At 70.1% G+C, this 17533-nt stretch carries 15 protein-coding genes and 1 pseudogene; 12 read left to right on the top strand and 4 right to left on the bottom strand.

What is annotated here, in order from left to right; all coding sequences use genetic code 11:
• Window positions 1–142: 142 nt before the first annotated feature.
• Window positions 143–2788: pseudogene (mobF, locus tag A6V29_RS09050) on the bottom strand (MobF family relaxase); the annotation flags it as partial.
• 548 nt (window positions 2789–3336) lie between these two features.
• Here mobF and A6V29_RS09045 point away from each other — a divergent pair.
• The 3 genes from A6V29_RS09045 to A6V29_RS09035 all read left to right on the top strand — a co-directional run bounded on the left by A6V29_RS09045 (window position 3337) and on the right by A6V29_RS09035 (window position 5582).
• The gene (locus tag A6V29_RS09045; protein WP_137159988.1) at window positions 3337–3969 is read left to right on the top strand and encodes a hypothetical protein; all 633 of its coding nucleotides are present in this window, start codon (window positions 3337–3339) and stop codon (window positions 3967–3969) included.
• 183 nt (window positions 3970–4152) lie between these two features.
• On the top strand, window positions 4153–4641 hold the full coding sequence (locus A6V29_RS09040; protein WP_137159987.1) for a TIR domain-containing protein: 489 nt from the start codon (window positions 4153–4155) through the stop codon (window positions 4639–4641).
• The gene (locus A6V29_RS09035) at window positions 4641–5582 is read left to right on the top strand and encodes an HIT domain-containing protein (protein WP_137159986.1); all 942 of its coding nucleotides are present in this window, start codon (window positions 4641–4643) and stop codon (window positions 5580–5582) included. The genes A6V29_RS09040 and A6V29_RS09035 overlap by 1 nt, the downstream gene beginning before the upstream one ends.
• Before the next feature lie 25 nt (window positions 5583–5607).
• Here A6V29_RS09035 and A6V29_RS09030 read toward each other — a convergent pair whose 3' ends face one another.
• Window positions 5608–6438, bottom strand: a complete 831-nt coding sequence (locus A6V29_RS09030) for a hypothetical protein (protein WP_137159985.1) — start codon at window positions 6436–6438, stop codon at window positions 5608–5610.
• Between the two features lie 400 nt (window positions 6439–6838).
• On the opposite strand from A6V29_RS09030, the gene A6V29_RS09025 reads away from it, so the two are divergent.
• From A6V29_RS09025 to A6V29_RS09010, 4 genes are all read left to right on the top strand, one after another.
• Window positions 6839–8578 (top strand): HsdM family class I SAM-dependent methyltransferase, encoded by a 1740-nt coding sequence (locus tag A6V29_RS09025; protein ID WP_137159984.1) that lies wholly within the window; start codon window positions 6839–6841, stop codon window positions 8576–8578.
• Window positions 8578–9618, top strand: coding sequence for a hypothetical protein (locus A6V29_RS09020; protein ID WP_137159983.1), 1041 nt, complete (start codon window positions 8578–8580; stop codon window positions 9616–9618). Before A6V29_RS09025 ends, A6V29_RS09020 begins: the two co-directional genes overlap by 1 nt.
• A 197-nt stretch (window positions 9619–9815) precedes the next feature.
• The gene (locus A6V29_RS09015) at window positions 9816–10028 is read left to right on the top strand and encodes a hypothetical protein (RefSeq protein WP_117377953.1); all 213 of its coding nucleotides are present in this window, start codon (window positions 9816–9818) and stop codon (window positions 10026–10028) included.
• A gap of 207 nt (window positions 10029–10235) precedes the next feature.
• Window positions 10236–10604 (top strand): hypothetical protein, encoded by a 369-nt coding sequence (locus tag A6V29_RS09010; protein WP_137159982.1) that lies wholly within the window; start codon window positions 10236–10238, stop codon window positions 10602–10604.
• Between the two features lie 490 nt (window positions 10605–11094).
• Here A6V29_RS09010 and A6V29_RS09005 read toward each other — a convergent pair whose 3' ends face one another.
• On the bottom strand, window positions 11095–11676 hold the full coding sequence (locus tag A6V29_RS09005; protein ID WP_137159981.1) for a carboxymuconolactone decarboxylase family protein: 582 nt from the start codon (window positions 11674–11676) through the stop codon (window positions 11095–11097).
• A 225-nt stretch (window positions 11677–11901) separates the two neighbouring features.
• Here A6V29_RS09005 and A6V29_RS21915 point away from each other — a divergent pair, with 225 nt between their 5' ends.
• From A6V29_RS21915 to A6V29_RS08980, 4 genes are all read left to right on the top strand, one after another.
• On the top strand, window positions 11902–13083 hold the full coding sequence (locus A6V29_RS21915; protein ID WP_170977790.1) for a S49 family peptidase: 1182 nt from the start codon (window positions 11902–11904) through the stop codon (window positions 13081–13083).
• 81 nt (window positions 13084–13164) lie between these two features.
• Window positions 13165–13698, top strand: a complete 534-nt coding sequence (locus tag A6V29_RS08990; protein ID WP_137159978.1) for a peptidylprolyl isomerase — start codon at window positions 13165–13167, stop codon at window positions 13696–13698.
• A gap of 134 nt (window positions 13699–13832) precedes the next feature.
• The gene (locus A6V29_RS08985; RefSeq protein ID WP_137159977.1) at window positions 13833–14591 is read left to right on the top strand and encodes a rhomboid family intramembrane serine protease; all 759 of its coding nucleotides are present in this window, start codon (window positions 13833–13835) and stop codon (window positions 14589–14591) included.
• Between the two features lie 139 nt (window positions 14592–14730).
• Window positions 14731–15894, top strand: coding sequence for a thiolase family protein (locus A6V29_RS08980; protein WP_137159976.1), 1164 nt, complete (start codon window positions 14731–14733; stop codon window positions 15892–15894).
• Window positions 15895–16350: 456 nt separating this feature from the next.
• On the opposite strand, the gene crgA is transcribed toward A6V29_RS08980, so the two are convergent.
• Window positions 16351–16626: a cell division protein CrgA gene (gene crgA / locus A6V29_RS08975; RefSeq protein WP_137159975.1), complete on the bottom strand. Its 276-nt coding sequence runs from the start codon at window positions 16624–16626 to the stop codon at window positions 16351–16353.
• A gap of 125 nt (window positions 16627–16751) precedes the next feature.
• Between crgA and A6V29_RS08970 the strand changes: the two genes are divergently transcribed.
• Window positions 16752–17501, top strand: coding sequence for a DUF881 domain-containing protein (locus A6V29_RS08970; RefSeq protein WP_137159974.1), 750 nt, complete (start codon window positions 16752–16754; stop codon window positions 17499–17501).
• Window positions 17502–17533 lie beyond the last annotated feature (32 nt).

Genomic DNA, 17533 nt, shown 5'->3' with positions numbered 1-17533 from the left:
ATCGACCAATGCCCGGCGCTGCGCCTCCACGGGCGAGGGATGGTGCCCGCCGCTCTGCCTCGGGCCGGGGGACGCTCGGTACCGGCGCGACCGGCCGCGGCCGAGCGGCTGCCGTCCGGTAGCGCGACCGGTCCTGGCGGTCGCGGGCGGCCTCTCGAGCGGCCAGCCCGGCGGCGTGCCCGGGGCCGAGGTCGGCCCGGTCGCGGCCGAAGACGGCGATCCACTGGGCCCGGGCCTCAGCCACGTCGGCCGCGACGAGGTGCGCGGTGTTGGACAACCGTCCGCGGGTCATGCCGACGTAGGCCGAGGCCGCGCCGGTCTGGTCACCGATCACCACGTGCGCCGCGGGAACGGTGTCACCCTGCACGCCGTACGCGGTGCTGGCGTAGGCCAGCTCCACGTGCTGGGTGACGTAGTCGGCGGGCAGCACCCGGACCCGTGTGCCGGCCGGGGTGACATCGCCCCGGGAGACGTCCCCGGTGGCCGTGCCGGCGGTGACCAGCAGTCCACCGCGCCGGCCCACCGCGGTGACGGTCCACGTGTCCCGGTTGGCGACCTCCAGGTCACGGTCGTTGCGCCGGGTGGCGATCCTGTCGCCGGCGCCGATCCGCTGGCCCGCCCGCGTGGTCACAACCCGGACGTCGTCGACGCGGCCGTCGGCGACCAGCCGATTGCGGATGGCGGCGTTGAGCTCGTCGACCTGCTCGCGGGTGTCCGCCACCACTGCGACGTCGGCCGCCTGGGCGTCGTGGGCGGCGGCCGCGGCCAGGGCGTCCTGCAACGCTGCGTGGTCGGAGTGCAGGCGGATCCGGCCGCGGGCGAAGAGGGCGTCGAACACCACACCGGGGGTGTCACCCCGGCGCATCGCCAACGTCAGCTCGGCGTACTCACCGTCCGGAACCGACCGGCCGGTGCTGTCGGTGCGGGTGAAGCGGTGCACCGACTCCAATGTCAGGCAGGCGGCCGGATCGACCTGAGCGGCGGCCAGGTCCAGGACGCCACCGCGGCCGACCGCCGCGAGCTGGTGGCGGTCGCCCAGCAGCGCGAGCCGCGCCCCGGCCTCGTCGGCCACGGTGAGCAGAGCGCGGGCGGTGTCCTGGTCGAGCATGCCGGCCTCGTCGACAATCAGCAGATCGTCGGGCCGCAGCCGGCTCCCCTCCGCCGGCCCGGTGTGGATGCGGCCGGTGACCGGGTCGACCTCGCCGACGACGAGTCGGGTCCACTCGCCGTGCTCCGTCCAGCGCCAGCCGTGCGCGAAGACGAGAGACGCGGCCGATTTGGCGGGCACGCCGACGTCGGTACGCGCGACTTTGGCGGCCTTCAGCGTCGGGGTGACAACCACCAGTCGCCGCCCCTGCCGCTGCAGCAGCTCACGGGCAGCGGCCAGCGTGGTGGTCTTGCCCGCCCCGGCCGCGCCCTCCACGACCATCAACCGCCGGTCGCCGGTCAGGACGGCGACCACGGCGGCCTGACCGGCGTCCAGGCCCCGGACAACGCCGGCCGGCAGCGGCGCCGGCCGCGGTGCACCCAGCGGTGGCCGACCGGCGCGGGCGGCGAACCGGGTACGCAGGTCGGCCTCCACGTCGAGCACCGGCCGCGAGGTCCAGGACCGGACGTGTTCCGGCACTCCCTCCCGATCCACCAGGGGAACGCACCGGTCCAGAGCACGGGCGGCGAGGTCCTCGGCCAACTCCAGGCGCACCGCCGTGTCGGCGATGATGCCCACCGCGGCGACCAGCCGCTCAACCTCGCCGCGCACGTCGGCCGCGTTCCAGGCCGAACGGCCGGCGGCCAGCCGGGTCAGCACGGTGTCGACGGCAACCTCGCGGTCGAGCGCGCCTACCGGAGTCGACGCCAGCGAGACGGGGTGGGCCGGATCGCGATAGCCCAGTGACCCCAGCTCGGCTCGCCACCGCGCCACGAGGTCGGCCCCGGAGCGGGGGATGACCTTGTCCGGGCGCCCTTCGGCCCAGGCGCGGGCGTCCCAGGCCCGCCGCAGCGCCGGACCGGGCTGTTCTCCGGGGTGCGCCGCCATCCAGTCGCGTTCGTAGCGGTCTAGGTTGCGACCGATCTGCGCCGCCCTTGCGCTGAACGGACCGACGTAGGCGCCAAGCTCCAGTATTTCTCCAGTCCCATCCAGGGTGTAGCCGTGCGCGGCGAGTGTTGCCCGGAACTGCGGATCGCAGGCGACCGCGGCATGCCCGATTCCGTTGATGGCGGCGAGGAAGTCGCGCACGCCGACGGTGTGCAGCCCGCGCCATCGTTCGGCGGCGAACACCCGGGCACCGATCTGCAGGTGCAGATGCCGGTGCGGGTCTCCGGCGCGGGAGGTGTAGTGCCGCACCGTCACCGCCTCCAGGATCTCCACCGGCACCTGGACCTGGCCGCCGCGCGGGCCGACCCGGGTGGTCGCGTGGGCGGCGAGCCAGCTGATGATCTGGGCGGCGGCGCGGTCCTGCGCGGCGTCGTAGGCGACCGCGACGTCCTCATGCATCGCGGCGGCCAGCGACCAGGACTTCGGGCCGTTGACCACCACCTCGACGAAGCGCACCGCGTGGGCGTCGGTGCGCAGCCGCCCCCGCGGGTCGCCGGTGTCCGGGTCGCGGCCGGCCACCCAGGCTTCGTAGGCGTCCCCCGTGAGCGGCGCCTGCTCGGCCACCCGTCCGTCCCGGGCCACGAAGCGGCGGGCCAGCCCGGTCCCCTCGGTCAGGTAGTAGTCATCGGCCCGGCCGCGGTCGGCCTCCAGGTACGCCCGGGCGGCCGCCGCCGATCCGGCGTATACCTTCATTCCACCGTGCATTTCCAGCGCCACCCAACAATGACCAACAGGTCACCCCTAGAAACGGCGATGGGCCCCGCGAAGCAGGGCCCGACCTACCTCTATTGGTAGCATGCGTGCCGTTTCTTGGCGAGGACCTGGCTAGCCCGCAGAAGACCATAATGGCGGGCGAAAAGTCTACGCGGTGGTCACATTCGTTGATTATTTGCGGCAATTGTCGGTTGCGAAGCCCTGTGCGTCGTTCGTCTCAGCGAGCGGTGTCGACCCCGATAACTTCCGCGCTGCGCAGGCTCGCGTCATCAACCTCCTGTGACGCGCTGTCGTGGGCGCTGAGCGCCCCCACCGGACGGGACTGTGGGCGGCCGACAGGGTGTCCCGGTTGTCCTGCCCGTGCGGGAAGGCTCGCCGGGCGGGTCGTACGGGACGGCGGCCGAGGGGCGCTCGCTCTGTCCTGCGGCGTTCCCGACTGGGGTTCGGCTTGCACTTCAGTGACCAGCGCGTCTGCAAACCGGCTTGTCGGTCAGAAGTCACCGGCACCTACAGGCATTCTCAATCCCGTGGAATTCTTGCAGGACCAGCTGCCCAACCTCGTCGTGGGGATCGTCAGCGGTCTGCTCGCCGGTGTGATCAGCGGCCTATGGGTCGCGCGCATCATCGAGCGCCGAGAGCAGCAGCGTCAGGCCCGGCTCGTGACCGCAAGCATCACGCCGATCTGGGAGTCACGTGGTGGCTTGGGAAACACCAGGGCGCTAACCGGCGGCTACCTCACCGTCAAGAACAGCAGCGACTGGCCGGTGAGGAACGTCCACGTGCTGGAGCCGGAGTGGATTGGACATCCCCACTGGCCGTACCTGGGTCCGGGTCGTGAGCACGTCGACCCCGTCTCGCTCGACCTGATGGAGGCGAACGGTGGCACCGTGGACCTGCCGGTCACGCTGCAGATCACCGACGTGCGGGGCCGGACCTACCAGTGGCGGGCGACCACTGACGAACTCTTCGACTCGTCATGGATCCCGGTGCATAGTCGCCCGGTCCAGTGGCTCGCACGCCAGCTGCCGCCGAAGGCGGAGCACATCCTCAACAAGGTCCTGTTCAAGCTCCCGGAGCCGGTGATGATCTGGCTGTGGGGGTACCACCCTGCGACCGGTGAGCGGCGCTCTAAGAACTCCAAGGGGCAGCCTCTGATTTGACCGCCCAGATTCCGACGCGGTCGCACGGCACTAGCCGCAGGCCGCGGACTGATCCGCTGGAAGATCGGCCTACCGGACGCCTTGATGCCGATGAGCGGTCGGGGCACTCCGCCCAGACTGTCGGCGGTCCATGGGAGCATCCGGGAGAAGGCGGCAGGGAGTCAACGGGCAGGAGCGTGCTACATGGCCAAGAAGGTCTTTCTGAGCTTCCACTACGACGGTGACGTGACCCGGTGTCAGCGCATCCGAAACATCGGCGCCATCGAGGAGGATCGCGAGGAGGTCAGCGCCCAGCGTTGGGAAACGATCAAGGCGGGCGGCGATCAGGCGGTCAAGAACTGGATCGCGAATGAGATGGCCGGCAAGGACGCCGTCGTCGTGCTGGTCGGCGGCGAGACGGCCTCCCGCAAGTGGGTCAGGTATGAGATCGAGAAGGCGTGGCAGGACAGGAGGCGTCTCGTTGGCATCCGTGTCCACGGAATGCTTGACCTGAACGGCAACAAGGGTTCCTACGGCGAGAACCCTTTCGATAAGGTTTTCGACGCTGATGGCATGGCGCTCAGCCGCCACGTCACCCTCCACAATCCCAGCGGCACCGACAGTAAGGCTGTGTACGCCACCATCCGGGACAGTTTCGAGTCTTGGGTGAACGGCGCCGTCAAGCGCGCCTGATGAATCCCATACGCGACCCGGACTGCGCCTTCTGCGACATCATCGCGGGGGACGCGCCGGCTCGCATCGTCTCCCGGCGACTCGGTGTCACTGTGTTCCTGCCGGACGAACCGGCAACGCGGGGGCACGTCTTGGTGGTGCCAGACGATCACACGGTCGACATATGGGCTCTATCGCAGGGAACAGCCCGAAATCTCGCCTCGGAGGTGTTGCGCGTTGCTGCCGCGGCGCGCGACGCCATGCGGCCCGAGGGTCTCAACGTGATCCAGTCGAACGGCCGGGCTGCCACTCAGACGGTCAACCACCTGCACGTCCACGTCGTGCCTCGATGGGCGAGCGACGCCGTGGAGGACTTTTGGCCGTCGCCGAACCCCACGTGGTCAACAGCAGACTTGGATGCGATGCGGTCCAGCCTTGAAGCCGCTGTGGCGACGTCCAAGCTTGCCGGATATGACATGGCCAGCGAGCAGGATCGAGAAGATCGACGAAAGCATCTTGACCTGATCTCGGGAGCCATTGGGCGGATGGCGGGGTCGTCGGCCGCGGCGAAGGGTTGGTCGGTTACGCTCGCCGGCGCAGCATTCGGAGTAGCCCTAGTGCGCGAAAGTTGGCCATTCATCGCGCTCGGCATTCTGACACTTATAGCATTCGGAGCCCTTGATGCCCGGTATCTCAACGCCGAGCGTCGGGCCAGAGATGTCTACGACTCGGTTGCCGACGACAACTCGGTTGTTCCGTTGTCGATGAAGGGCTTAGCGACTCAGGCTCGCCCCCCTCGCTGGTGGTGGCCGAATCACTTCCGCAATTGGTCTGTCTGGCTGTTCTATGGTCCGCTCGCGGTCGTCGGAGGCGCGCTCTTGGTCATCGCACTATTGACGGGCCCGGCGGAAAAGCCTGCGGGTTCGGAAGCGCCCGGAAACATGCCCAGCCAGCAGCCGTAGCGCTCGGCAGAGAAGTTCGTCGCGATTAGTAGAACAGGGAGAGATCGCTTGTCTCGTTGAGGTCGCGGAAGCGCCTATCCCATGCCGTCTCGCCTCGCCGCCGGATGCGGTCCAGTGCTTCTGGCGTCAGAAGCTCTGCGAGCGCGATCTCCTCGATGATGGCCTCGGTGACCTCACGGCCCTGCAGCGCTAAGCGCGCTGCGTTGCTGCTGCGGGGCTCGTCGAAGCCGACGAATTTGCGGCGGGCCTGCACGTCGTCGTCACCATCGGCGGCGACGAAGACGAGCAGGTGCCGACGCGCTCCGCCCTCGCTCTTCTGCCACAGGCATCGGCCGAATCGCACCTGGAGTGGCTCGTCCTGTACCCCGACCCGCCGGAGACCGAAGTAGTGGGCGGTCTCGCCGTCGTTCCGCAGCCTCTGCTCAGTGATGTGGCGCTCGAGCGCCTCGCTGTCCTCGAGGCTCGGCGCGACCTCTGCGACGATCATTAGTACGTCGTTGCCGGATGCCTCGCGCTCGTCGTAGTGCGACGGCGACAGCACGAGTCCGAGGAACTCCAGGCGCTCCGCGCGCACCTCCTCGACCTCGCGCAGCGCAGCCGTGATCCGCCAGGTCCCGCCGTTGACGTTGGAGTGACTGTGCAAGCCGACTACCCATCGGGTGCCGTCGTCGCCCTCTAACGCGGCGCTCTCTTCACGAGCGGCGTTCAGCTCGTCTGTGACCTGCTCGGTCACTGCGTCGCCGACGCGGAAGCTGATTTCGACCTGACGCAGGAGCCGGCCCGAGTGCCGTGACGTCTTGCCCTCGCCCTCCGTTGAATCCACCTCGCGGAGCTGGCCCAAGAGTTTCAGCATCATCTCAACAGGCTGACACGGGGTACCGACAGTCATGGCACCGTGGCGCTTCCGTGCGATCCGAGCACGCCCACCGGGCGCGCGCAGCAGGTCCCTTGCGGTGGCCTCCCTCCCAGGTCATCTTGGGATCTTTCGCCCCTCGGATGCGGGTCCAGGCCGCCGCGTGTCGCAGCGCAGTTGGCTAAGCCGCGCCTTGGCGCCAGGCAGTCCGTCACGGCATGCCGGGGACAAGAGCTGGGGAGGGTCCTCCCTACGGAACGCCCGGGACTACCGATGACCCGTCCCGCTCAGGTGAGACCTTCTCGCCGCACGTGTTGTCGGTGAGGTTGTCCCGCCACCCCGGTGACCTGGACATTCTTGCCCGCTCGCCGATTGTGTGACCCCCATAGGTAAGACTGCACGCGTGGTACTCCGGTCGGCCTCTGCAGATCTTGATACGGCGGCCCTCCGGAAGGCCCGGGGCGCCTTCTTCACCCCGGAACCGCTCGCGCGCTACATCACTGACTGGGCGGTTCGTTCCGTCGAAGACCGGGTCCTCGAGCCCTCGTGCGGCGAGGCTGCGTTCCTCCTAGCCGCGGTCGATCGCCTGGCCGCCCTGGAGGCCACCAACACCGGACAGACGTTTCTCCCCCACCTCGACGGCGTTGAACTCCACGAGGACTCAGCTCAAGCAGCAAGGGACCTGCTGGCAGCCGCTGGCGTGGAGGCAACCGTCACCGTCGGCGACTTCTTCGGGGTCAAGCCGAGCCGGCAGTACGACGCGGTAATCGGAAACCCGCCTTACGTCCGGTACCAGGACTTTTCCGGCGAAAGTAGGGCCCGGTCACGCGCTGCGGCGCTCCGCGGCGGTGTCTCCCTGACTGGCCTGGCGTCGTCATGGGCCGCCTTCACGGTGCATGCGGCACAGTTCTTGAAGCCCGGTGGTCGTCTCGGCTTGGTGCTGCCGGCCGAGCTCTTGACGGTCAACTACGCGGCCGGGGTGCGCACCTTCCTGCTGCAGAATTTCGAGCGGGTCGATCTCGTCGCCTTCGACGAGCGCGTCTTTCCCGGGGTACTGGAAGAGGTCGTCCTGGTTTTGGCCGATGGTTACGCCAACGGCCCCACCGACCACTTCCGGCTGTACCAGGCGAAGAACGCCGACGACCTGGCGAACACGACGACGCCACGGCTGTGGCGGCCGATCCCGCCCGCCGGCAAGTGGACTGCCAGCCTGCTGACCAGCGAGACCCTCGGTGCCTATTCCGAGCTTCTGGCGACTGAGTCCTTCACGCTGCTGGAGACGTGGGGCGACACCACGCTCGGCATGGTCACGGGCAACAACAAGTACTTCACCTTGAGCCCAGCGCGCGCCGCTCAGCTAGGCCTGTCCAGGTCAGACCTGCTGCGGTTGTCGCCTCCTGGGTCGCGGCACCTGCGGGGCCTCAGCCTCACCACCGCGGCGCTCACTGAGTTGGGAGACGCCGGCGCAGCGGTCTGGTTGTTCCGACCGGCTGGCGAGCCGTCTGCGGCTGCGTGGGCGTACATCTACGAGGGCCAGGAGCAAGAGGTCGATCAGGCCTACAAGTGCCGGGTACGAAAGCCGTGGTGGCGGACGCCGCTGGTGAAGCCGGCCGATCTCCTGCTGACCTACATGAACGCCGATACACCGCGGCTGTCCGCCAACAAGGCCCGGGCGCACCATCTCAACTCGGTGCACGGCGTCTATCTGAAGCCGGAGCACCGGGCGCTCGGTAGCGATCTCCTGCCGATGGCGTCCTTGAACTCCATGACGCTGCTCGGCGCAGAGATGGTTGGTCGCGCCTACGGAGGCGGGATGCTCAAGCTGGAACCCAAGGAAGCCGACCTCTTGCCCGTGCCGTCGCCCGCCCTGACCAAAGCCGCCGAGACAGCCCTACGGAAACTTCGGCCGCAGTTGGTCCGCTTCCTGGCAAGCGGTCAAGTCGTGTCGGCGGCCCGCGCGGTCGATGAGGTGCTTCTCATTGGTGAACTCGGGCTACCAGACGCTGAGGTGAAGGCGCTGCGCCAAGGACACGAGGAGCTGACGGCCCGACGCGTCGCAAGAGGTGGCTCGCCGCATGTTCATCACGGTGGCGGCGGCACAGCCAGCCGGAGAGCCAACAGCAACAAGCTGCGGCGTCCCTGATGGCTGTTGAACGCAGTCTCAAGTCCGAGGCATGGACCCTGTTCGACCGGATCGTTGAGCGAGAGACCGGCGGGGAGCTGCAGGACTACAGCAACCCGTGGAACCGCGAGTCCGAAGACGGGCCCCTCCGCTACAACCCCGACTACGACGTCCTCCAACAGCTGCTGGGCGTGCCGCTACTGCTGCAAGCGGCCTCGCAGTCCGGTGTGCCGGCGTTAGCCCTCGACGTCTGGACTGCCTACGAGCTGCGCCGAGCCGGCTTCGAGCCCGATCTGGTGTGGCCCCGGGCAAATCCACCACGCATCCTGCCGTCGACGCTGGTGGCGCTACGGCGGGAAGCAACTCGTGAACAGCTGCGCGTGCTCGATGCCATGCTGCAGTCCGGTAAGACGTACAGCAACGAGACCGGCGCGAACGCGAACATCCTCGGCAAGAACTACGTCAAGCAGGTCGACGTTGTCATGTCCGCCTGGAACACAGGTCCCGAGATCATGATCTCGACCAAGCGGATGGACTCGTCGTTCGGCAAGAACGCCGCCAACCGTGTCGAAGAGAGCTACGGCGACGCCAAGAACCTGCGCAGTCGGCACCCGCAAGCGGCACTTGGTTTTCTCTACAGCCTGCGCTCGACCGCGCTGACGCCGCAGTTCGCCGACATTGCCGCCTGGATCATCGACCTTCTCGGCAAGCTCGGCCGCGAGGACGACGCCTACGACGCAGTCTGCCTCGTCATCCCTGACTGGTCGGACGAATTGCCGCCCCCGCCGGGCGGCGACGAGGACGACGAAGACCCTCTTGTCTCAGCCGGCGTACAGGCCGACCCCTCCGCCGAGGAGGAGCCGCTGCCGCTCCCGCTGCCCGAAGACGAGCTGGATCAACGGCTCCGGGACCTCCCGCATGTCGGACTACGTCGCGACGCCGTACCGCCGAACCTCTCCCCAGAGGTCTTCTTCCCTACGATCGTCAACCGCGTGCTCGACAACAGCCCAGTGAACTTCCACCGCGAAGCGCGGCTACGCCGGGAGGAGGCTTCCGCGTAGCTGAAGAGTGACAAGGAGACGAGGCATGGCGCCGAGCGGCAGGGGTGGCGCGCTTGACGTCAGTTGACGACCCTCCGCCCCGATCGTGTGACGGCGCATGCGCCCCGGCTCGCCGCGGGGTTTCCGTCGGTGGCACCCTGTAGACAGATGGGTGTGGACGTCTTGTGGACAGCTGTGTGGATAAAGGAGGGGTGACCATGTCGATCGCAGAGAGCAGCGCGTCTGTCGAGGTCAGTGAGCTCACCCCCGAGGAGGCCCGCGCGGCCTTCGACCGAATCGCCCACGCCGCGATGGACGTGAGCGGCGAGGAGTTCCTCGCCGCCCTCGATGAGGGCAAGTTCGACGACGTCGATCCCGATGACCACCCAGGGCTGCTCGACGTGCTCATGGCTCTGCCCCTCGTACGCTGACGACTCGTGCCGGGAGCTTCGCCGTATCAAGCGGTCGAGGCGTTTCTGGCCCCTCTCGAACGAGCGATGGCCTGCCTCGGCACCGGCAAGATCGTCGTCTCGCCTGGCGGGCGTGCGGCGACGGACAAGACGCACCTCTGGAGACTCAATGGCGGAGACGGCCTTGTCCTACGTGGTGATTCGGCCGGCTGCCGGTTCCTAGCGTCCATGCACTACCGGATCATCCCGACCGATCCCGAGAAGTACGACGTCGAGCAGGGGCGCTGGCGGGTGACGACGTCGGCCTACCTGTATGAGTTCCGGACGCCGGACAACGCAAAGCTGTGGGCGATGCACTGGCACCCGGCCGGCAAGAGCCACGCCACCTTCCCGCACCTCCACCTGTACACCGTCCGCTCCGAAGGGCACTTCGTCACGCCGCGACAGACCCTCGAGTCGGCGGTGCAGTGGTGCATCGAGATGGGAGCAGAGCCGCAGAACCCCCAGTGGCGCACCGTGCTGGCCGAGTCGGAGGGCATCCACCAGCTCTACCGATCGTGGTCGGAGGACCCGCCACCGCCAACCACTGATCGGTGACGCCGGGCCTCACCTCGCCGATCTAGGACGTGGACGTGGGTGGTCAGCCGAGGGTCCACCCCGCTTCCCATAACCCGCCCTGCTCCGACTGCACCGGCCGGGGGAAGGGTGGGCCGGAGGCCCATCCCGGAGGGACGCGCAAGCGCCCTTCCGGCGGCCGGCGCGGTCGGAGACAATCCCGCGGGGATGGGGCGGGTGCCGCCTCCCGGAGCGGCGTCCGACGCAGCGGCGGCCGGTCCCCGCAGTCCGCACACAGTCCGCAGATGGTCCGCAAAACGGCCGAAATCGGCCGACGGCGCCCGACAACTGCCAACGGTTAAAGGCCTGCTCAAGACGGGTTTTCAGTCACAGCCCACTGTGCCAAACCGCCCCTCGGACGATTTTGCAAGGCGGGGGTTAGGGGTTCGATTCCCCTCGTCTCCACCCACTCGCACCGGCTCGTGACCACGGCTGCTCGGCCCATCAGGCCAGCGCGGTCAGGCCAGCGGCGTCAGGCCAGCGCCGCGCTGCGGCCCCACTCGACCACCTCGCGCACCGGCTCCGGGGCTCCGGCGACCAGCTCGGGCTCGGGGCGCACGCCCAGGGCGTCGTTCACCGTGGAGAACGCCGACCGCAGCGCGACGAACGCGGTGATCGCGAGGATCTGCGCCTCGGTGAAGCCGGCGTCGCGAAGCTCCTGGACGTCGTCGGGCTGCGTGCCGTTGGGATCCCCCACCACGAGCCGCGCCCAACGGGCCAGCGCCTGCTCCTTCCGCGTCAACCCGCGGTCGGTGCCCTCGAGCACGCCCGCGGCGACGTCCCCGCCCGCCTCCCGCGCCAGCTTCGTGCCCCACGCCAGGGAGCAGTAGGAGTCGCCCAGCGTCGAGGCGGACGCCGTCACCAGGACACCGCGCTCCCGGAGGCTCAGTCCGGCGTCACCGGACGCCCGGGCCAGGAGGGCGAAGAGCTCGTCGTGCAGCAGCGGGTCGTGCGCCCACAACCGGGAACCGTTCATGACGAAACCCATCGCCCGGCGGTCCTCCTCGTACAGGGCCTCGGCCTCGGGCGACCCGGGTGGCGACGTCAGGAACATGCGCACGGACGCTAGGGAGCAGTGCCCGGCCTGACAACGGCCCGCTGCGCGGCTGACATGCCCTGATCACGGTTTCACGTGGATCCGAACCACCCGAGGCGCGTGCCCGGTACCGAGCGTCACCCGGCCACGACCTCGGGACCACGCGGCGCGTCGGCGGAGGAGCGGCCGGCCTCCTCAGTAGCGTCGGTCTTTCCGCTGTCCCACCACCCCGGAGGGTCCGACGTGAGCACCGAGCCGCCGCCGGCACCCCAGGCGAGGCCGCCGTCCGGACCCGTTCCGCCGCCCGGCTGGCGGCCGGGCCCCATGCCGCCACCGCCGCGGGAGCCGAGCCAGTTCCGCCGCGGCTTCGGCCTGGGCTTCGGGGCGAGCCTCGGCGCCGGACTCGGGCTGGCGGCCGTCGGCGTCGTCATGGTCGTGCTCCTCGTGGTCTCCCTGGTCGGGCTGGTGTCCGGCAGCGGCTCCAGCGGGCAGGCCCAGCCGATCACGGAGACGGTCTGGGGGGAGCCGGGCGCCGAGGGGCGGCTGCTCGCCATCCCCGTCACCGGCGTGATCCTGGGCGGGGAGAGCGACGGCGCCACGTTCGGCGGCACCACCTACGGCTACGAGGTGGCCGACACGATCGACGCCCTCGACGAGGACGACGCCGACGGACTCATCCTGGAGCTCAACACCCCGGGCGGGACGATCTACGGCTCGCGCGCCATCGCCGACGCCGTCGAGCGCTACCGGGAACGAACCGGTCACCGCGTCATGGCGCACGTGCAGGGCATGTCGGCCTCGGGTGGCGTGTACGCCATGGCCGGGGCGGACGAGATCGTCGCCGACCACGGCAGCCTGGTGGGCAGCATCGGCGTGATCATGGGCCCGTTCGAGCGGTACCGGGACGTCACCGCGATCCCGGGGACCCTCCTGGAGCCCGGCGTCACCACCGAGGGAGGCATCACCGAGGAGTACCTCTCCCGCGGCCGCGGCAAGGACCTCGGGAACCCGTACCGCGACATGACCGACGAGGAGCGCGCGGTCCTGGGCGCCGGCCTCGAGCGCGAGTACGCGGAGTTCGTCGATTGGGTCTCCGAGACCCGGGGCATCCCGGCGCAGACCATCGTCGACGAGCTAGGCGCCTTCGTCTTCGACGGGCAGACGGCTATCGAGCGCGGCCTGGTCGACCGGGTCCTCGGCCGGGAGGAGGCCTACCGGTTCGCCGCCGAGCTCAACGACATCGACCCGGACGACACCCGGGTCGACCGCGTCCGCGGGCCCGGCCTGCTCGACCTGCTGCTCGCGGCGCAGACCCCGGCGGACGGCGTGGCCGCCGTCCGGCCCGGCCGCAGCACCGTCTGCACCGGCGCGCCGCTGGTCCTCGCCTTCCACGGCGACCTCGCCGCCGTCTGCACGGGGAACTGAGCTGCCGCTCCGCGCGGGTGCTGCGCAGGCGCGGCCGGGACCGCGGCGTCGTCGCCCCGGCGTCGGTGGGAGAGTGGAGGGGTGACTGAATCGACTCCCGCCCGCCGCGCGGTCCTCCACACCAACCACGGCGACATCACCGTGGACCTGTTCCCCGACCACGCACCCAAGACCGTCGCCAACTTCGCCGACCTCGCCGAGGGCCGTCGCGAGTGGACGCACCCGCAGACCCGCGAGAAGACCACGGCCAAGCTCTACGACGGCACGATCTTCCACCGGATCATCTCCGGCTTCATGATCCAGGGCGGCGACCCGCTCGGTCAGGGCATCGGCGGACCCGGCTATCAGTTCGGCGACGAGATCCACCCGGAGCTCGCCTTCACCAAGCCCTACCTGCTCGCCATGGCCAACGCCGGCCCGGGCACCAACGGCTCGCAGTTCTTCATCACCGTGGCCCCCACCACCTGGCTGACCGGCAAGCACACGATCTTCGGCGAGGTGGCCGACCAGGCCGGCCGCGACGTCGTCGACCGCATCGCCGCCGTCCCGACCGCACGGGGTGACCGTCCGGTGGACGACGTCGTCATCGAGTCCGTCGAGGTGCAGCGCAGCTGACCCAGGACCCGGCAGACGGGGGCGCCGGCCCGCAGGACCGGCCGGCGCCCCTGCCCGCGAACTGCTACCGGCACCCCGACCGGCCCACGGGGATCCGCTGCACCCGGTGCGGCCGGCCGATCTGCCCGGAGTGCATGATCCCCGCCTCGGTGGGCTTCCAGTGCCCCGAGTGCGTGGCAGCCGGACAGGCGTCGATCCGCCAGGTCCGCAGCGGCGGTGGCCTCCGGACGGCGGGACGCCGGTGGGGTGTGGTCACCCTGGCGCTCATCGCCCTCAACCTGGCGATGTTCGTCGTCACCGCGGCGTCGGCGGCCCTGGACGGCGCCCCGCTGCTCGAGAACTACGACTCACCCGTCTTCGACCGGCTCTCGCAGTGGCCCAACGGCGTGATCCACCTCGACGAGTGGTGGCGCGTGCTCACCGCGGCCTTCCTGCACATCGGCCCGGTGCACCTGGCGATGAACATGCTCGCCCTGCTGATCTTCGGCTCCGAGCTCGAGCGGCAGCTCGGCCGGGCGCGGTATCTCGCCGTCTACCTCGTCTCGGCGCTGGGCGGCGCCGTGGCCATCCAGCTGCTCGGCGACCCGCGGGTTCCTGTCGCCGGCGCCTCGGCGGCGATCTACGGCCTGCTCGGCGCCCTCGGTGTGCTCATGCTGGCGAGCCGGCAGGACGTCCGCGGGCTGCTCACCCTGCTGGCGATCAACGTCGCCATCAGCTTCCTGCCCGGCGTCTCGCTGCTCGGGCACCTCGGCGGACTGGCCGCCGGCGCGCTGGCGGCCGGGTACCTCGTGCTGACCCGCCGTCGCCCCGCGTGGCACCTGCCCGGGCTGGTCGGTCTCGGCGTCGTCCTGCTCGTCGTGGCCCTGACCGTGCCGACGGTCGTGGTGCTCTGACCGGTCCCGGAGGAGCACCGGTCAGCCGTCCGGGTGGCCCAGATCACGACCGTCGGACACCTGCCTGACCGCTCGTCCTACGATGCCGGGAGGGCCGGCCGCCTGGCCGGGCCCGCGATCGTCGTCGAGGAGTAAGCCCATGCGGGACGCCGTCATCTGTGCAGCCGTGCGCACGCCTGTGGGGAAGCGGGGTGGCGGCCTCTCGGGCGTCCACGCCGTCGACCTCTCCGCCCACGTGCTCGAATCCCTGGTCGAGCGGGCGGGGATCGACCCCGCCGTGATCGAGGACGTCATCTGGGGCTGCGTCAGCCAGGTCGGTGAGCAGACCTTCAACATCGCCCGCAGCGCCGCTCTCGCGGCCGGCTGGCCCGAGTCGGTCCCCGGCACCACCGTGGACCGCCAGTGCGGCTCCTCGCAGCAGTCGGTGGCGTTCGCCGCCGCGACCGTGGTCAGCGGCCAGGCCGACGTCGTCGTCGCCGGTGGCGTGGAGATGATGAGCCGCGTCCCCATGGGCTCGGCCAGCAAGCCCGAGATCGGCGCCGGCCGCCCGATGGGCCCCCGCTTCATGGAGCGCTACGCGGGTCAGCCGATCAACCAGGGCCTGGGCGCGGAGATGATCGCCGAGCGCTGGGGCTTCTCGCGCACCCAGCTCGACGAGTTCTCCGTCGCCTCCCACGAGAAGGCCGCGAAGGCGCAGGCCGACGGCGCCTTCGAGGAGGAGATCGCCCCGGTGACCCTGCCGGACGGCACCGTCATCAGCGCCGACGAGGGCATCCGCGCCGGCAGCACCGTGGAGAAGCTCGGCACGCTGAAGACGCCGTTCAAGGAGGACGGGGTCATCAGCGCCGGTAACGCGAGCCAGATCTCCGACGGCTCCGCCGCCGTCCTGGTCACGACCAGCGAGAAGGCCAAGGAGCTGGGGCTCACCCCGCTCGTCCGCATCCACACCACGGTCATGGCCGGCGACGACCCGATCATCATGCTCACCGCCCCCATCCCGGCGACCAAGAAGCTGCTGGACCGGTCGGGCCTGAAGATCGACGACATCGGCGTCTACGAGGTCAACGAGGCCTTCGCGCCCGTCCCGATGGCCTGGCTGGCCGACATCGGTGCCGACGCCGACCGGCTGAACCCGCACGGCGGCGCCATCGCGCTGGGCCACCCGCTGGGTGGCTCCGGCGCCCGTCTGATGACCACGCTGATCCACCGGATGCGCAACACCGGCACCAGGTACGGCCTGCAGACGATGTGCGAGGGCGGCGGCATGGCCAACGCCACCATCCTGGAGCTGCTGGACGCCTGATCCACAGCTGACCGACAGCCCCCGACACCGCGCCGGTGTCGGGGGCTGTCGCGTTCATCGGCACCCTCGCGGCCCGCGAGGCGACCCGCGGCGTCCGGGGTGTAGGCGCAGGTCGCGCCGGGTATGCCTGCGCGCAGCCATTGCTCCGGGACGACGGACTTGTCGACTCGTCCACAGGTGGGTACACAGCTGGGGACAGACTCACACAGGTGTAGTTACGCGCGTGCAGCGCACGTCACATCCGCCCCATGCCCCGAGAAACCGCAGGTCAGCGGCGAACGGGCCCGGTCCGTCTCTCCACACTCGGTGGACAACTCTGGGGGCGGGCGCCTTGTCGACCTGTGGATGCAGCTCACGGCTGTGCACATCCCCGCCGTCCGGTTCCCTCGCCCGGTGCCCGGAACGGCCGAGGCCCCCGTCCCAGGAGGGACGGGGGCCTCGCGCGGGCAGTGGTGGCTAGCGCCAGTTCATGGACATGATCAGGCCGGTGACCATGGCGCCGAACCCGATGGCGAAGTTCCACGCGGAGAGGTCGCGCATGAAGCCGATCTGGTCGCCGGCGACGTAGTAGACGACGATCCAGAGCAGGCCGACCACCATCAACCCGACCATCAGCGCCACGTACCAGCGCGGGCTGGGCTGCGCGGCGCGGGCGGCCTGTGCCGAGCGGGCCTGCAACACCCCCTCGGGAGGCGTGTAGACCGACTTCTTGCGCACCTTCGACTTGGGCACCGTGCCTGTCTCCCTCCGGGTGGCCGTGCGTCTTCACCGGCCGGTCGTCGACCAAGCCTAAGCTGTGGAGCGACAGGGACGGCGGCGCCACGGTGGCGGAGCCCGTCCCGAGCGCTGGAGGTGCCGTGGCCCGCTCGCCGCTGCGCCGTCCCCAGCTGTCGGCCTGGGGCGCCCTGGTACCCGTCGTGGCGTTGGCCGCGGGGCTGCTGTTCGCCACCTCGGGCGCCACGGCGCAGGGCACCGATCTCCGGGCCGGCGAGGTGACCGAGCTGTCGGCGCTGATCCGCGAGCGCGACAGCGCGATCGCGGCCCAGGAACGCCGGCTCGCCGAGCTGCAGCGCACCTCGGAGCAGCTCACCGCGCAGGCGGCCTCGCGGGACGACGCCGTCGCCGATGCCCGCCAGGCGGGCGAGCGGGGGGCCCCCGCCGCGGGGCTGTCCGAGGTGAGTGGCGCCGGCGTCGTCGTCACCCTGGACGACGCCCCCCAGCGGCCCGACGGTGGCCTCCCCGTCGACGCCCGGCCCGACGACCTGGTCATCCACCAGTCGGACGTCCAGGCGGTCGTGAACGCCATGTGGGCCGCGGGCGCCGAAGGCGTCGCGGTCATGGACCAGCGGCTGATCTCCACCAGCGCCGTCCGCTGCGTCGGCAACACGCTGCTGCTGCAGGGCCGCACCTACTCGCCACCGTTCGTCGTGACCGCCGTCGTCGACGCCGCGGAGGTCCGCGAGCAGCTCGCCGCCTCCCCGCAGATCGCCGTCTTCAAGCAGGTCGTGGAAGCCTACGGGCTGACCTACGAGGTGCGCGAGCGCTCGTCGGTCGAGCTGCCCGCCTACGATGGCCCCCTCGCGCTGCAGTACGCCACCGCCGGCTGAGCTGCCGCCCCGTCCGAACCCCCGGGAGAACC

Origin of the sequence: Blastococcus sp. CCUG 61487 (assembly GCF_005222955.1) — a bacterium.
In the GTDB taxonomy this organism is placed as follows: Bacteria; Actinomycetota; Actinomycetes; order Mycobacteriales; family Geodermatophilaceae; genus Blastococcus.
The sequence above is the reverse complement of the archived record's forward strand: the minus strand, read 5'-3'. Positions and strand labels throughout refer to the sequence as shown.

Coding starts and splice junctions, on each gene's coding strand:
- A6V29_RS09040 (WP_137159987.1), top strand. CDS start 4,153: ATGGCCAAGAAGGTCTTTCTGAGCTTCCACTACGACGGTGACGTGACC.
- A6V29_RS09035 (WP_137159986.1), top strand. CDS start 4,641: ATGAATCCCATACGCGACCCGGACTGCGCCTTCTGCGACATCATCGCG.
- A6V29_RS09030 (WP_137159985.1), bottom strand. CDS start 6,438: ATGATGCTGAAACTCTTGGGCCAGCTCCGCGAGGTGGATTCAACGGAG.
- A6V29_RS09020 (WP_137159983.1), top strand. CDS start 8,578: ATGGCTGTTGAACGCAGTCTCAAGTCCGAGGCATGGACCCTGTTCGAC.
- A6V29_RS09015 (WP_117377953.1), top strand. CDS start 9,816: ATGTCGATCGCAGAGAGCAGCGCGTCTGTCGAGGTCAGTGAGCTCACC.
- A6V29_RS09010 (WP_137159982.1), top strand. CDS start 10,236: ATGCACTACCGGATCATCCCGACCGATCCCGAGAAGTACGACGTCGAG.
- A6V29_RS09005 (WP_137159981.1), bottom strand. CDS start 11,676: ATGTTCCTGACGTCGCCACCCGGGTCGCCCGAGGCCGAGGCCCTGTAC.
- A6V29_RS08985 (WP_137159977.1), top strand. CDS start 13,833: ATGATCCCCGCCTCGGTGGGCTTCCAGTGCCCCGAGTGCGTGGCAGCC.
- A6V29_RS08980 (WP_137159976.1), top strand. CDS start 14,731: ATGCGGGACGCCGTCATCTGTGCAGCCGTGCGCACGCCTGTGGGGAAG.